At 65.4% G+C, this 12,914-nt stretch carries 13 protein-coding genes; 4 read left to right on the top strand and 9 right to left on the bottom strand.

Annotation, left to right across the window (positions count from 1 at the left end; genetic code table 11):
• The 8 genes from AB3K92_RS38695 to AB3K92_RS38660 form a co-directional block, all read right to left on the bottom strand.
• Window positions 1-840, bottom strand: coding sequence for an ABC transporter permease subunit (locus AB3K92_RS38695; protein ID WP_027788939.1), 840 nt, complete (start codon window positions 838-840; stop codon window positions 1-3).
• Window positions 837-1,823: an ABC transporter permease subunit gene (locus tag AB3K92_RS38690; protein WP_369466849.1), complete on the bottom strand. Its 987-nt coding sequence runs from the start codon at window positions 1,821-1,823 to the stop codon at window positions 837-839. The genes AB3K92_RS38695 and AB3K92_RS38690 overlap by 4 nt, the downstream gene beginning before the upstream one ends.
• 10 nt (window positions 1,824-1,833) lie before the next feature.
• Complete coding sequence (locus tag AB3K92_RS38685) at window positions 1,834-2,988, bottom strand: ABC transporter ATP-binding protein (RefSeq protein ID WP_027788941.1); 1,155 nt, start codon at window positions 2,986-2,988, stop codon at window positions 1,834-1,836.
• Window positions 2,989-3,176: 188 nt separating this feature from the next.
• Window positions 3,177-4,292 carry a polyamine ABC transporter substrate-binding protein gene (locus tag AB3K92_RS38680; protein WP_021163819.1) on the bottom strand — a complete coding sequence of 372 codons (1,116 nt, stop codon included), beginning with the start codon at window positions 4,290-4,292 and terminating at the stop codon, window positions 3,177-3,179.
• 61 nt (window positions 4,293-4,353) lie between these two features.
• Entirely contained in the window at window positions 4,354-5,787 is a 1,434-nt protein-coding gene (locus AB3K92_RS38675) for an aspartate aminotransferase family protein (protein ID WP_369466848.1), read from the bottom strand.
• Between the two features lie 37 nt (window positions 5,788-5,824).
• Window positions 5,825-7,162, bottom strand: coding sequence for a glutamine synthetase family protein (locus AB3K92_RS38670; RefSeq protein WP_048025396.1), 1,338 nt, complete (start codon window positions 7,160-7,162; stop codon window positions 5,825-5,827).
• A gap of 29 nt (window positions 7,163-7,191) precedes the next feature.
• A complete protein-coding gene (locus AB3K92_RS38665) occupies window positions 7,192-7,980 on the bottom strand; it encodes a gamma-glutamyl-gamma-aminobutyrate hydrolase family protein (RefSeq protein ID WP_021162117.1) in 789 nt (262 codons plus the stop codon).
• Between the two features lie 283 nt (window positions 7,981-8,263).
• Window positions 8,264-8,488: a hypothetical protein gene (locus AB3K92_RS38660; RefSeq protein WP_072437498.1), complete on the bottom strand. Its 225-nt coding sequence runs from the start codon at window positions 8,486-8,488 to the stop codon at window positions 8,264-8,266.
• Window positions 8,489-8,901: 413 nt separating this feature from the next.
• Here AB3K92_RS38660 and AB3K92_RS38655 point away from each other — a divergent pair, with 413 nt between their 5' ends.
• Together AB3K92_RS38655 and AB3K92_RS38650 are read left to right on the top strand one after the other, a co-directional pair.
• Window positions 8,902-9,453 carry a cupin domain-containing protein gene (locus AB3K92_RS38655; protein WP_042976781.1) on the top strand — a complete coding sequence of 184 codons (552 nt, stop codon included), beginning with the start codon at window positions 8,902-8,904 and terminating at the stop codon, window positions 9,451-9,453.
• A gap of 97 nt (window positions 9,454-9,550) precedes the next feature.
• The gene (locus AB3K92_RS38650; protein WP_021162114.1) at window positions 9,551-11,041 is read left to right on the top strand and encodes an aldehyde dehydrogenase; all 1,491 of its coding nucleotides are present in this window, start codon (window positions 9,551-9,553) and stop codon (window positions 11,039-11,041) included.
• A 96-nt stretch (window positions 11,042-11,137) separates the two neighbouring features.
• Here AB3K92_RS38650 and AB3K92_RS38645 read toward each other — a convergent pair whose 3' ends face one another.
• The gene (locus AB3K92_RS38645; protein ID WP_021162112.1) at window positions 11,138-11,338 is read right to left on the bottom strand and encodes a heavy-metal-associated domain-containing protein; all 201 of its coding nucleotides are present in this window, start codon (window positions 11,336-11,338) and stop codon (window positions 11,138-11,140) included.
• Between the two features lie 364 nt (window positions 11,339-11,702).
• Here AB3K92_RS38645 and AB3K92_RS38640 point away from each other — a divergent pair, with 364 nt between their 5' ends.
• Together AB3K92_RS38640 and AB3K92_RS38635 are read left to right on the top strand one after the other, a co-directional pair.
• Window positions 11,703-12,035 carry a cupredoxin domain-containing protein gene (locus AB3K92_RS38640; protein ID WP_369466847.1) on the top strand — a complete coding sequence of 111 codons (333 nt, stop codon included), beginning with the start codon at window positions 11,703-11,705 and terminating at the stop codon, window positions 12,033-12,035.
• A gap of 12 nt (window positions 12,036-12,047) precedes the next feature.
• Window positions 12,048-12,884, top strand: coding sequence for an FTR1 family protein (locus AB3K92_RS38635; protein WP_048025393.1), 837 nt, complete (start codon window positions 12,048-12,050; stop codon window positions 12,882-12,884).
• The last annotated feature ends 30 nt before the right edge of the window (window positions 12,885-12,914 follow it).

Raw genomic sequence — 12,914 nt, 5'->3', positions numbered from 1 at the left:
TCACGCCACCGCGAACGCCGCCTTCATGTCGGCCACGCGGCGCCGTTCGCGCGCGATCATCATCCGGTTCACGACGATCACGCCGATCGTCACGGCCGTGATGAACAGCGTCGCCAGCGCGTTCATCTCCGGGTTCAGCCCCAGCCGCACGCGCGAGAACACCACCAGCGGCAGCGTCGTCGACCCCGGCCCCGACAGGAACGCCGACAGCACCAGATCGTCGATCGACAGCGTGAACGACAGCAGCCACCCCGACAGCAGTGCCTGCGAGATCAGCGGCAGCGTCACCACGAAGAACACCTTCAGCGGCGTCGCGCCCAGGTCGAGCGCCGCCTCCTCCAGCGACTTGTTCATCTCCTTCACGCGCGACTGCACGATGATCGCCACGTACGACACGCACAGCATCACGTGGCCGATCCAGATCGTCACCATCCCGCGCCCCTTCGGCCAGCCGAACATCTGCTCCAGCGCAACGAACAGCAACAACAGCGAGATGCCCTGGATCACTTCCGGAATCACCAGCGGCGCGTTGATCATCCCCGTGTACAGCGTGAAGCCCTTGAAGCGGCCGAAGCGCGCGAGCACGAAACCCGCCCACGTGCCGATCACGACCGACGCGGTGGCCGTCAACAGGCCGATCTTCAGCGACAGCCACGCGGCGGTCAGCAGCTCGTCGTCGTCCAGCAGCGCGCTGTACCACTTCAGCGAGAAGCCCGACCACACCGTCACCAGCTTCGACTCGTTGAACGAGTACACCACCAGGCTGATGATCGGGATGTACAGGAACAGGAAGCCGAAGGCGAGGACGCCCGTCGACAGCGGTTTGCTCGGCTTGATCATTTCGCGTCCTCCAGTTCCTTGACCTGGTAGTACTGGAACAGCGCCATCGGCACCAGCAGCAGCATCACCATCGCGACCGTCACCGCGGACGCCATCGGCCAGTCCATGTTGTTGAAGAATTCATCCCACATCACGCGCCCGATCATCAGCGTGTCGGCGCCGCCCAGCAGTTCCGGAATCACGTACTCGCCCACCGCCGGGATGAACACCAGCAGGCTGCCGGCGATGATCCCGTTCTTCGACAGCGGCAGCGTGATGCGCGTGAACGCGACCCACGGCTTCGCGCCCAGGTCGTATGCGGCCTCGAGCAGCGTGAGGTCCATCTTCACGAGGTGCGCGTACAGCGGCATCACCATGAACGGCAGGTACGAATAGACCATCCCGATGTAGACGCCTGCATCGCTGTGATAGAGCCGCAGCGGCGTGTGGATGATGCCCAGCGCGATCAGCGTGTGGTTCAGCAGGCCGTCGTCCTTCAGGATGCCGATCCATGCGTACACGCGGATCAGGAACGACGTCCAGAACGGCAGCATCACGGCCATCATCAGCACGTTGCGGCGGTTCGGTTCCGAGCGCGCGATGTAGTACGCCATCGGATAACCGATCAGCAGGCACAGCAGGGTCGACACGGCGGCCATCTTCAGCGAGCTGAGGTAGGTCGCGATGTACAGGTCGTCCTGCAGCAGGAACGCGTAGTGCGACAGCTGCAGCGCGAAGTGCACGACGCCGTCCTTGATCTCGACGAGCGACGTGTACGGCGGGATGCCCATCACCTGGTCGGCGAAGCTGATCTTCAGCACCAGCACGAACGGCAGCGCGAAGAAGATCGCGAGCCACACGAACGGCACGCCGATCGCGACGCTGCGGCCCGACGGCAGGAAGCGCGACAGCATCGAGAAACGGCCCGGGCGCGCGCGGCCGGCGCCGGTGCTCGCGGCGCCGGCAGACACCGGCGCGGACGAAGTGGAAGCGGAGGTTCTCATCGTGGCGTCCTCACTGCGTCAGCACGACGCCGCTGGCCGGCGACCACGACACGAACACGTCGTCGTTCCACGCCGGCGCGTTGTCGTTCATCAGGTGCGAGCTCGACAGGTTCGACACCACCGTCTTGCCGCTCGGCAGGCGCACGTGGTACAGCGAGTAGCTGCCCATGTACGCGATGTCGGTCACGACCCCGCGCGCCCAGTTGTGTTTCGAGCCCGGTTTCTCGCGCGACACGTGCACGCGCTCCGGGCGCACCGAGATGCCGACCGGCATGCCGAGCGGGCCCGTCACGCCGTGGCTCACGTACATGCGTGCCTCGAGGTCGTCGCTCTCGACGAAGATGTGGTCGGGTTCGTCCTCGACCACGCGCCCTTCGAACAGGTTGGTCGAGCCGATGAATTCGGCCGAGAAACGGCTGTTCGGGTATTCGTAGACTTCGCCGGGCGAGCCGATCTGCACGATCTTGCCTTCGCTCATCACCGCGAGGCGGCTCGCCATCGTCATCGCCTCTTCCTGGTCGTGCGTGACCATCACGCAGGTCACGTCGACCTTCTCGATGATGTTCACGAGTTCGAGCTGGGTCTTCTGGCGGATCTTCTTGTCGAGCGCGGACATCGGCTCGTCGAGCAGCAGCAGCTTCGGGCGCTTGACCAGCGAGCGGGCCAGCGCGACGCGCTGCTGCTGGCCGCCGGAGAGCTGATGCGGCTTGCGCTTCGCGTACTTGCTCATCTGCACGAGCGCGAGTGCGTCGGCCACGCGTTCCCGGATCTCGTTCTTCGGCGTGCCTTCCTGCTTCAGGCCGAACGCGACGTTCGATTCGACCGTCATGTGCGGGAACAGCGCGTACGACTGGAACATCATGTTGACCGGGCGGCGGTACGGCGGCAGCGACGCGAGGTCCTCGCCGTCGACGAAGATCTTGCCGGAGGTGGCCGTCTCGAGCCCGGCGAGCATGCGCAGCAACGTCGACTTGCCGCAGCCCGAGCTGCCGAGCAACGCGAACAGTTCGTTCTTCGCGATCGTCAGGTTCACGTTGTCGACGGCCGTGCTGTCGCCGAATTTCTTCACGACGTTTTCGATGCGCACGAAGGCGTCGTTTTGGGTACGGGCCGCGGGGGCCGGTTGGGTCTGTCGTGCAGCAGCGGAAGAGGGTATCGATTGCATGGGATTCACCATTCGTTCTTCACGGATTGCAGGCGTGAGCGTCCCCGCGCGAGGCGCGTCATGCGACTCACGGGCATCGGCTCGTGCCGGATGGAACAGTGCGCGCGGCGCGCGCGGGCGGATGGAGGTCCGCGGATCTCAGGCGGGCAGGCGTGAAGCGATGCCTGCGCCGCCGGAATGCTTCGCGATCAGTGGCCCGTCTTCAGCTGGGCCCACAGACGGTTCTCGAGGCGCAGGATGTCGGCCGGCATCGGCTTCATCAGCACCATCTTCTTCAGCACGTCTTCGGGCGGGTAGACGGTCGGGTCCTGCGCGACGGCCGGCGTGACGAACTGGTGCGCGGCCTTGTTCGCGGTCGGGTAGAACACCGTGTTGGTGATCGCCGCGTTGACCTTCGGATCGGACACGTAGTTGATCCACTTCAGGGCGGCCTCGGGGTGCGGTGCATCCTTCGGGATCACCATCACGTCGAACCACAGCAGGCCGCCTTCCTTCGGATTCGAGAACTTGATGTCGTACGAGCGCTTCGCTTCGGCCGAGCGGCGATGCGCGATGCCGACGTCGCCCGACCAGCCGAGCACGACGCACACGTCGTTGTTCGCGAGGTCGTTGATGTAGCCGGACGAGTTGAACTGGGTGATGTACGGGCGGACTTTCTTCAGGACTTCGAACGCAGCCTGGTAGTCGCCGGGGTTCTTGCTGTTCGGATCCTTGCCCATGTATTGCAGCGTCGCGGCGAACACGTCGACGGCCTGGTCGAGGAACGACACGCCGCAGCTCTTCAGCTTTTCCATGTTGGCCGGATCGAACACCAGCGCCCAGCTGTCGACCGGCGCCTTGTCGCCGAGTGCCTTCTTCACCGCCTGCGCGTTGTAGCCGATGCCGTCGGTGCCGTAGGCCCAGGGCACGCCGTACTGGTTGCCCGGATCGGCATCCGAGATCATCTTCATCAGCAGCGGGTCGAGGTTCGCGAGGTTCGGCAGCTTCGACTTGTCGAGTTTCTGGTACACGCCGGCCTGGATCTGCTTGGCCATGTAGTTCGACGTCGGCACGACGATGTCGTAGCCCGAACTGCCGGCAAGCAGCTTCGCCTGAAGCGTGTCGTCGCTGTCGTAGTTGTCGTACTTGACGTGGATCCCGGTCTGCTTCTGGAAGTTCGGGATCGTGTCCGGTGCGATGTAGTCGGACCAGTTGTAGACGTTCAGATCCTCGGCATGCGCCGACGGGCTGGCGACCGACGTGAACGCGGCCGCGGCGGCAAGGGCGGCAACGGAACAGGCTTGGCGAAGAAAGCAGGCACGCATGGTGGAATTCCCCTGGTTATGGCGGCGTGCGGCGCCCGCCGCACGCCTGTAGGCAAAACCGTTACGAAATACCCAGTTGCTGGGCGGTTGCATCGACTGCTTTTTTCGCCTTCGATACGAGTTCATCGATTTCCTGACGCGAGATCACGAGCGGCGGCGACAGCAGCATCCGGTCGCCGGTCGCACGCATGATCAGGTTGCCGTTGAAGCAGAAGTCGCGGCAGATCGTGCCGACGTCGCCGCCATTCGCGAAGCGACGGCGTTCGGCCGGTGCCTCCGCGAGCTGAAGGCTCGCGACGAGGCCGTGGCCGTGCACTTCGCCGACGATCGGGTGACGCGCGAAGGTTTCGCGCATCAGCGCCTGGAAGTACGGGCCCGTGTCGTTCTTCACGCGCTCGACGATCCCTTCGTCGCGCAGCAGCTTCAGGTTCGCGACCGCGACGGCTGCCGCCACCGGGTGGCCCGAGTACGTGAGGCCGTGGTTGAATTCGCCGTTGTCGATGATCGGCTGTGCCACGCGCTCGTGAATGCCGACGGCGCCCATCGGCACGTAGCCCGACGTGAGGCCCTTGGCCATCGTGATCAGGTCCGGCTCGAAGCCGAAATGCTGGTGCGCGAACCATTCGCCGGTACGGCCGAAGCCGCCGATCACTTCGTCGGCCACCAGCAGGATGTCGTACTTGCGGCAGATCCGCTGGATTTCCGGCCAGTAAGTCGACGGCGGGAAGATCACGCCGCCCGCGCCCTGGAACGGCTCGCCAATGAACGCCGCGACGTTTTCCGCGCCGAGTTCGAGGATCTTCGCCTCGAGCTGCTGCGCGCGGGCCAGGCCGAACGCTTCCGGCGTTTCGCCGGCCGCCGCCTCGCCGAAGAAATACGGCTGGTCGATGTGCACGATGTTCTCGACCTTCGACGGCATCTGCTCGTGCATGTAGCCCATCCCGCCGAGCGTGCCGCCGGCGATCGTCGAGCCGTGGTAACCGTTCTTGCGCGAGATCACGAACTTCTTCTGCGGCTGGCCCTGCACGCGCCAGTACTGGTGCACGAGGCGCAGCACGGTGTCGTTGCCTTCCGAGCCGCTGTTGCAATAGAAGAAGTGGTTGAAGCCGGCCGGCGTGACTTCCGCGAGCATCGCGGAGAGTTCGATCACCGGCGGGTGCGTGGTCTTGAAGAAGGTGTTGTAGAACGGCAGTTCCTGGATCTGGCGATACGCGGCGTCGGCGAGTTCCTTGCGGCCGTAGCCGACGTTCACGCACCAGAGGCCGGCCATCCCGTCGATGACCTTGTTGCCGTCCGAGTCCCACAGGTAGACGCCGTCGGCCTTTACGATCACGCGGCTGCCCGCGCGGTTCAGTGCACCCATGTCCGAGAACGGGTGGATGTGGTGCGCGGCGTCGAGCGCGCGGTATTCGGCGGTCGAGCGCGCCTGCGTCGTGCGCGGTGCGGCGGCCGGCGCGGCGGGCTGGATCCAGGCAGATTCGTTGCGGTACGTCATGTTTCCTCCGTGTTTCCGTATTCGGTTGTGTGCACGCTCAGACGTGCAGCAGCAGATGGCGGCGTTCCCACGAGCTGATCACGCGGAAGAACGCTTCGTATTCGGTTTCCTTCAGCGCGAAATACGCCTTCAGGAACTTGTGGCCGAGGATCTCGCCGAGCGGCTCGCACGCGGCCATCAGCGTCAGCCCTTCCTCGAGGTTGCGCGGCAGCTGGTACGGCAGTTCGTAGCCGTCGCTGACGAGCGGCTCGGTCGGTTCCAGGCGCTGCGTCATGCCGAGATAGCCGGCCGCGAGCGTCGCGGCGAGCGCGAGGTACGGGTTGCAGTCGACGCCCGGGATGCGGTTCTCGATGCGGCGCGCCGACGGGCCCGAGTGCGGGATGCGGAAGCCGACCGTGCGGTTGTCGTAGCCCCACTGCACGTTGATCGGCGCGGCCATGAAGCGCGACAGGCGGCGATACGAGTTGATGTACGGCGCGAAGATCGGCATCAGTGCGGGCGTGTATTTCTGCAGCCCCGCGAGGTAGTTGTAGAACATCGACGTCGCGCCGCCGGTTTCGGGCGACGTGAACAGGTTCTGGCCCGTTTCCTCGTCGACGATGCTCTGGTGCACGTGCATCGCCGAACCCGGTTCGTCTTCCATCGGCTTGGCCATGAACGTCGCGTACATGTTGTGACGCAGCGCGGCCTCGCGCACCGTGCGCTTGAACAGGAACACCTGGTCGGCCAGCGACAGCGCGTCGCCGTGCATGAAGTTGATCTCCATCTGCGCGGCGCCGACTTCGTGGATCAGCGTGTCGATGTCGAGGTTCTGCGATTCGCAGTACTCGTAGATGTCCTCGAACAGCGGGTCGAACTCGTTGACGGCCTCGATCGAATACGACTGGCGGCCCGTTTCCGGGCGGCCCGTGCGGCCGACCGGCGGACGCAGCGGCAGGTCGGGGTCCTTGTTCATGTCGACCAGGTAGAACTCGAGCTCGGGCGCGACGACCGGCTTCCAGCCCTTCGCCTTGTACAGGTCGAGCACGCGGCGCAGCACGTAGCGCGGCGAGATCTCGACCGGCGAGCCGTCGAAGTGCACGCAGTCGTGGATCACCTGCGCGGTCGGGTCGACGGCCCACGGGATCAGGCGGATCGTCGACGTGTCGGGCACGCACACCATGTCGGGGTCGGTCACGCCGGTCAGCGAACCGTCTTCCGGATATTCGCCGGTGACGGTCTGCACCATCACGGCTTGCGGCAGGCGCATCGATTCGCCGGACGTGAACTTGTTGCGGGGCGTGATCTTGCCGCGCGCGATGCCGGCCATGTCGGGAATGATCGCTTCGATCTCGGTGATCCGGTGCTGCTTCAGGAAATCTTCGATGTCTTGCATGTCTGTTCTCGTTGGTTGGGTCGGCGCGCTCAGGCGAGCGCGGCGGCGGCCGTGGCGCGCGTGCGGGCGGCACGGCGCGCGCGGCAGGCATCGCCGAAGGCGCGGAAGATCGCGCTCGATAGCGGGTCCTGCGCATGCCGCCATTCCGGGTGCCACTGCACGGCGAGGGCGAAAGCCGGTGCATCGACGACGCTCACGGCTTCGATCAGGCCGTCCGGCGCGACGGCTTCGACGGCGAGGCCGGAGCCGAGCTGCGCGATGCCCTGCTTGTGCAGCGAGTTCACGTGCACTTCGTCGCGGCCGCCGGCGAGCGCGTGCAGCTTGCCGCCGGGCGTCAGTCGCACGACGTGCGCGGGGCCGTATTGCGTGTCCATCGGCGCGTCGTCGTCCTCGCGGTGATCGGCGAAGCCCGGCACTTCATGCACGCGCTGGTGCAGCGTGCCGCCGCAGACGACGTTCAGCTCCTGGAAGCCGCGGCAGACTGCGAGCACCGGCACGCCCGCGGCGATCGCCGCGCGCAGCAGCGGCAGCGTCGTCGCATCGCGGGCCGGGTCGTGCTTCGTGCCGGGTGCGCTCGGTTCGCCGCCGTACAGGTGCGGCTCGACGTTCGAGTAGCTGCCGGTAAACAGCAGGCCGTCGACCGTGTCGAGGATGTCGTCGGTCGACTGGCGCTCGCCGAGCGCGGGCAGCACCATCGCGAGCGCCTGCGCGCCGTCGACGATCGCGGCGACGTATTTGTCGCCGACCGTATGCGACGCGTGTGCGCCGATCTGCGTGTGGTCGGCGGTGATGCCGACGAGTGGTTTCCTTCTTTCCATGACGTCAATCAGTTATCCGGAGGGTTGTTGCGTACGTCTTGCCGGATGTGGCGAAACACCGGCGTGCAACAGCCCCGCAGCCTGGCGCAAAGCGCAAGGCCGCTGGTGAATGGGCGCAACGGGATGGCGTGGCGATCCGCGCTGCGCGCGACGATCAGGCCGTCGTTCGTTTCATTGCGATACGCGACGCGGCAACGAATGCGCGAACGCGTTCCGTCACCGCACGGACGATGCGGTTGGCGAATCAGCAGACGAAACGAACGACGTAAAGAAAGGAGAGGCGCTACGGCAGCAGCGACGCCACTTCGTCGGTATCGACGGCGACGAATGCGCGTGCGGAAACGGCGTTGTGGCGCCGAACGGAACGACGGGACAGGATGGTGTAGATCGACAGATGCTGCAGGCGAGGACTATGCCAGCCGCAACTGCCATCGGAAGGGGATGCCGCGCTGCGCGAACTTCGCGCCACGCTTCGATCCCACCTCACCAGAGGGCCACGGACTCTCACGATTACACTCGACTGGGTTGTTGAAAGTATTGAACACCCGACCGTTTCTACGCACTGGGCGTTTAAAATAATCAAGGCGCCGGTTACGCGTCATTTACATCGAAGGGCATCAATTTTTGCGTTGCAATAACGCTTTTTGCTGCCGATGAACGCTTGATGACGCGAACCTGAGAGCCAGCATATACGAGCCAAAAACGGCGTCAAATGTTTTTTAACGGTGTTGCATCAGGGCTTTCCCGAGCAGTGCAAACAAAAGATTCGCAAATGGAATAATCGACGGGGTGTTCATTATTTCGAACGCCTTTCAGGGTTTTCCCCGCTGATGTGCGGCATAAAGTGATTAGAATATTCAACGGCTGTCCACTGCGTCGTTTCACTTTGTCATCGCACCTATCGTGTCCGAAACCGAATCGATGTCCACCGAAGTCGCCGAGCGCCTGCGTTTCGTGCGCAACAAGCATGGCCTGTCGCAGCGCGAACTCGCGAAGCGGGCCGGCGTGACCAACGGCACGATCTCGCTGATCGAACAGGGCCGCGTGAGCCCGTCGGTCGGCTCGCTGAAGAAGTTGCTGGAATGCATCCCGATGAGTCTCGCGGAGTTCTTCACGTTCGAGCTCGTCGAATCGCGTTCGGTCGTGTCGCGCCGCGACGAGATGCCGAACCTCGGCAACGACACGCTCGCGTTTCATCTGGTCGGCGCGAGCGTGAAGGACCGCAACATGTGCATCCTGCGCGAGATCTACCAGCCGCACGCCGATACGGGGCCCGAGATGCTCGTGCACGCGGGGCACGAGGGCGGCGTCGTCGTGTCGGGCCGGCTCGAGCTGACCGTCGACGGCGCGACGTGGCTGCTCGACCCCGGAGACGGCTATTACTTCGAAAGCCGTTTGCCGCACCGTTTTCGCAATCCCAGCGCGGACCTGATCTGCGAGGTCGTCTCGGCCAATTCGCCGGCGACCTTCTGACCTCCCGACCGCGCATCACCGCATTCGCTGCCGGCCGGCTGCGCGTCACGCGCAGCGGCGCGTCGCATCGCGAATGCCAAAAAACTGAGGCATCCTGATGAACAAGTTGACTTTGGCTGACTGGCAGGACAAGGCGGCGTCGCTCGAGATCGAAGGGCGCGCATTCATCGACGGCGCGTCGCGCGACGCGCACGGCGGCAAGACGTTCGACTGCGTGAGCCCGATCGACGGCCGCGTGCTCGCGAAGGTCGCCGATTGCGGCGAAGCCGACGTGAACGCGGCCGTCGCGGCGGCGCGTCGCGCGTTCGACGCGGGCGTGTGGGCCGGGCTGAACCCGCGTGCGCGCAAGGCCGTGCTGCTGCGCTGGGCCGCGCTGATGCGCGAGCACCTCGACGAGCTGTCGCTGCTCGAGACGCTCGACGCGGGCAAGCCGATCGGCGACACGACGACGGTCGACGTGCCGGGCGCCGCGTATTGCGTCGAATGGTTCGCGGAAGCGATCGACAAGGTGGGCGGCGAGGTCGCGCCGGCCGATCATCATCTCGTCGGCCTCGTCACGCGCGAGCCGGTCGGCGTGGTGGCCGCCGTCGTGCCGTGGAACTTCCCGATCCTGATGGCCGCATGGAAATTCGGCCCCGCGCTCGCGGCCGGCAACAGCGTCGTGCTGAAGCCGTCGGAGAAATCGCCGCTGACCGCGATCCGCGTCGCACAGCTCGCATACGAGGCCGGCATTCCGGCGGGCGTGTTCAACGTCGTACCGGGGGCCGGCGAGCCCGGCAAGCTGCTCGCGCTGCATCGCGACGTCGACTGCATCGCATTCACCGGCTCGACGGCGGTGGGCAAGCTGATCATGCAGTACGCCGCGCAGTCGAACCTGAAGCGCGCGTGGCTCGAACTCGGCGGCAAGTCGCCGAACATCGTGCTGCCCGATTGTCCCGATCTCGACCGCGCGGCGCAGGCGGCCGCCGGCGCGATCTTCTACAACATGGGCGAGATGTGCACGGCCGGCTCGCGGCTGCTCGTGCATCGCGACATCAAGGATGCGTTCATCGAGAAGCTCGTCGCGGCCGCGCGTGCGTACGTGCCCGGCAATCCGCTCGATCCGTCGGTGTCGATGGGCGCGATCGTCGACGGCATCCAGCTCGAACGTGTGCTCGGCTATATCGAGGCCGGGCGCAGCGAGGGCCGGCTCGTCACCGGCGGTGCGCGCGTGAAGGCGGAAACGGGCGGCTTCTACGTGGAGCCGACGGTATTCGAGGTGAAGCCGGATGCGAGGATCGCACGCGAGGAGATCTTCGGGCCCGTGCTGTCGGTGATCGTGTTCGACGACGTCGACGAGGCCGTGCGGATCGCGAACGATACCGAGTACGGGCTGGCCGCGGCCGTGTGGACCTCGAACCTGACGACCGCGCACGACGTGTCGCGCCGGCTGCGTGCGGGCACCGTCTGGGTGAACTGCTACGACGAAGGCGGCGACATGAACTTCCCGTTCGGCGGCTACAAGCAGTCGGGCAACGGCCGCGACAAGTCGCTGCACGCGCTCGAGAAGTACACCGAACTGAAGTCGACGCTGATCCGGCTGCGCTGATGCACTGCGGGGCGCGGGCGCAGCGCCATAGGGCGGTGTGCCCGCGCCCGTGTGCGTTGCGCCCGCGTTGCGTTCAGTGTTGCGCTAAGCGTGGCGTCAAGCGGTGCGCAGCGCGGGGTGGAAGCCGGCGGCTTCGATGATCGACTGCACGCGCTCGGCGCCTTGCGCCGACTCGACCTTGACGATCTTCGCCGCGACGTCGATGTCGAGCTTCGCGGCGGGATCGGCGGCCGTCACCGCGCGCGTGATTGCATTGGCACAGCCGCCGCAGGTCATGTCCTGGACTTCGAATTCCATCGTGTTCTCCTGAGTTGACGATTGACAAGCATCGACAGCATGAAGCTTGCCACGGTGGGAAGGTCAAGCGTACGCGTGTCGACGAAAATCCGTATCGCGGCTCCGGTGCGACGACGGTAGTGCGGCGACAGCCTGTTGTAAAGGTGATGTCTGATGAATCGCTTACGGGCTTTTGCCGTCATTCGGCACTTGTCCCGATTGACGGCGAAGCGTTCCGGGCGAAGCGGGGCGGATGCCTTGCCGGGCAAGGCGTAGCGGCACTCGATGAAGCGCGATCACCATGTCGCCAGTAAGGGTACGCGAGTTGGAAATGCGAATCGATCTTAGTATCAGCTCCCTTCGATATTTCAATTCGTTACCCCCCATGAACCGTTTTGCTTTCGGCTTTTCGCTGGCGCTGCTGGGCGCATCGGCCACGTCCGCATTCGCGGCCGACGATGTCGTCAACCTGACCTTGAAGGGTCACAAGTTTTCGCCGGACGGCGTGACGATCCCGGCCGGCAAGAAGGTGAAGTTCGTCGTGAAGAACCTCGACGCGACGCCCGCCGAATTCGAGAGCGACGATTTCAAGGCGGAGAAGGTCGTGCCTGCCGGCAAGTCGGTGGAGATCCTGGTCGGGCCGCTGAAGGCCGGGACCTACGAGTTCCACGACGAGTATCACGAAGCGCAGTCGAAGACGCACCTGACCGTCAAGTAAGCGGATACGGACATGCTGTCGACTGCCCTGATCGTCTTTCGTGAAGTGCTCGAGGCCGCGCTGGTGGTGTCGATCGTGATGGCCGCGACAAAAGGCGTGCCGCGGCGCGGCTGGTGGGTCGGCGGCGGCCTGGCGGGCGGCGTGATCGGCGCCGGCCTGATCGCGGCGTTCGCCGACGTGATCTCGCAATGGGCGTCCGGCATGGGGCAGGAGGTCTTCAACGCGGGCGTGATGTTCGTCGCCACGTTGATGCTCGCATGGCACAGCATCTGGATGAGCCGGCACGGTCGCGAGATGGCGATGCAGATGACGGCGGTCGGGCGTGCCGTCGCGGCCGGCAGCAAGCCGCTGACGGGGCTCGCGATCGTGGTCGGCGTCGCGGTGCTGCGTGAAGGCTCCGAGGCCGTGCTGTTCCTGTACGGCATCGCGGCGGGCGATCCGGGGCAGACACCGCAGATGATCGTCGGCGGGCTGCTCGGCGTGCTCGGCGGCGCCGGGCTAGGCTACGGGATGTATGCGGGCCTGCTGCAGATTCCGCTGAAGCGCCTGTTCTCGGTCACCAACTGGCTGATCGTGCTGCTCGCGGCGGGGATGGCCAGCCAGTGCGTCGGCTTCCTGCTCGCGGCAGGCCTCGTGCCGTCGTGGGGCGATGCGGTCTGGGATACGTCGTGGCTGCTCAAGGAATCGAGCATCGTCGGCAAGGCGCTGCATACGCTGATCGGCTATACCGCGCGCCCGGCGGGCATCCAGATCGTCGCTTACCTCGCGACGCTGGCCGCGATTGTCGGGCTGGCACGGTTCGTCGGCCGGCCGCAGGCGGCGGTGCGGCCGCCACGGGCCGCGGCTTGAGTTGTCCTGGTTCGAATGACGAAGGGGCGT

Source organism: Burkholderia sp. Bmkn7 (genome assembly GCF_041103175.1).
Classification (GTDB): Bacteria; Pseudomonadota; Gammaproteobacteria; order Burkholderiales; family Burkholderiaceae; genus Burkholderia; species Burkholderia cepacia.
The sequence above is the reverse complement of the archived record's forward strand: the minus strand, read 5'-3'. Positions and strand labels throughout refer to the sequence as shown.

What these genes read in the sequence shown, in the direction of transcription:
- AB3K92_RS38680 (WP_021163819.1), bottom strand. Translation starts at nt 4,292, where the DNA reads ATGCGTGCCTGCTTTCTTCGCCAAGCCTGTTCCGTTGCCGCCCTTGCC.
- AB3K92_RS38640 (WP_369466847.1), top strand. Translation starts at nt 11,703, where the DNA reads ATGAACCGTTTTGCTTTCGGCTTTTCGCTGGCGCTGCTGGGCGCATCG.
- AB3K92_RS38665 (WP_021162117.1), bottom strand. Translation starts at nt 7,980, where the DNA reads ATGGAAAGAAGGAAACCACTCGTCGGCATCACCGCCGACCACACGCAG.
- AB3K92_RS38635 (WP_048025393.1), top strand. Translation starts at nt 12,048, where the DNA reads ATGCTGTCGACTGCCCTGATCGTCTTTCGTGAAGTGCTCGAGGCCGCG.
- AB3K92_RS38670 (WP_048025396.1), bottom strand. Translation starts at nt 7,162, where the DNA reads ATGCAAGACATCGAAGATTTCCTGAAGCAGCACCGGATCACCGAGATC.
- AB3K92_RS38675 (WP_369466848.1), bottom strand. Translation starts at nt 5,787, where the DNA reads ATGACGTACCGCAACGAATCTGCCTGGATCCAGCCCGCCGCGCCGGCC.
- AB3K92_RS38645 (WP_021162112.1), bottom strand. Translation starts at nt 11,338, where the DNA reads ATGGAATTCGAAGTCCAGGACATGACCTGCGGCGGCTGTGCCAATGCA.
- AB3K92_RS38650 (WP_021162114.1), top strand. Translation starts at nt 9,551, where the DNA reads ATGAACAAGTTGACTTTGGCTGACTGGCAGGACAAGGCGGCGTCGCTC.
- AB3K92_RS38695 (WP_027788939.1), bottom strand. Translation starts at nt 840, where the DNA reads ATGATCAAGCCGAGCAAACCGCTGTCGACGGGCGTCCTCGCCTTCGGC.
- AB3K92_RS38685 (WP_027788941.1), bottom strand. Translation starts at nt 2,988, where the DNA reads ATGCAATCGATACCCTCTTCCGCTGCTGCACGACAGACCCAACCGGCC.
- AB3K92_RS38655 (WP_042976781.1), top strand. Translation starts at nt 8,902, where the DNA reads ATGTCCACCGAAGTCGCCGAGCGCCTGCGTTTCGTGCGCAACAAGCAT.
- AB3K92_RS38690 (WP_369466849.1), bottom strand. Translation starts at nt 1,823, where the DNA reads ATGAGAACCTCCGCTTCCACTTCGTCCGCGCCGGTGTCTGCCGGCGCC.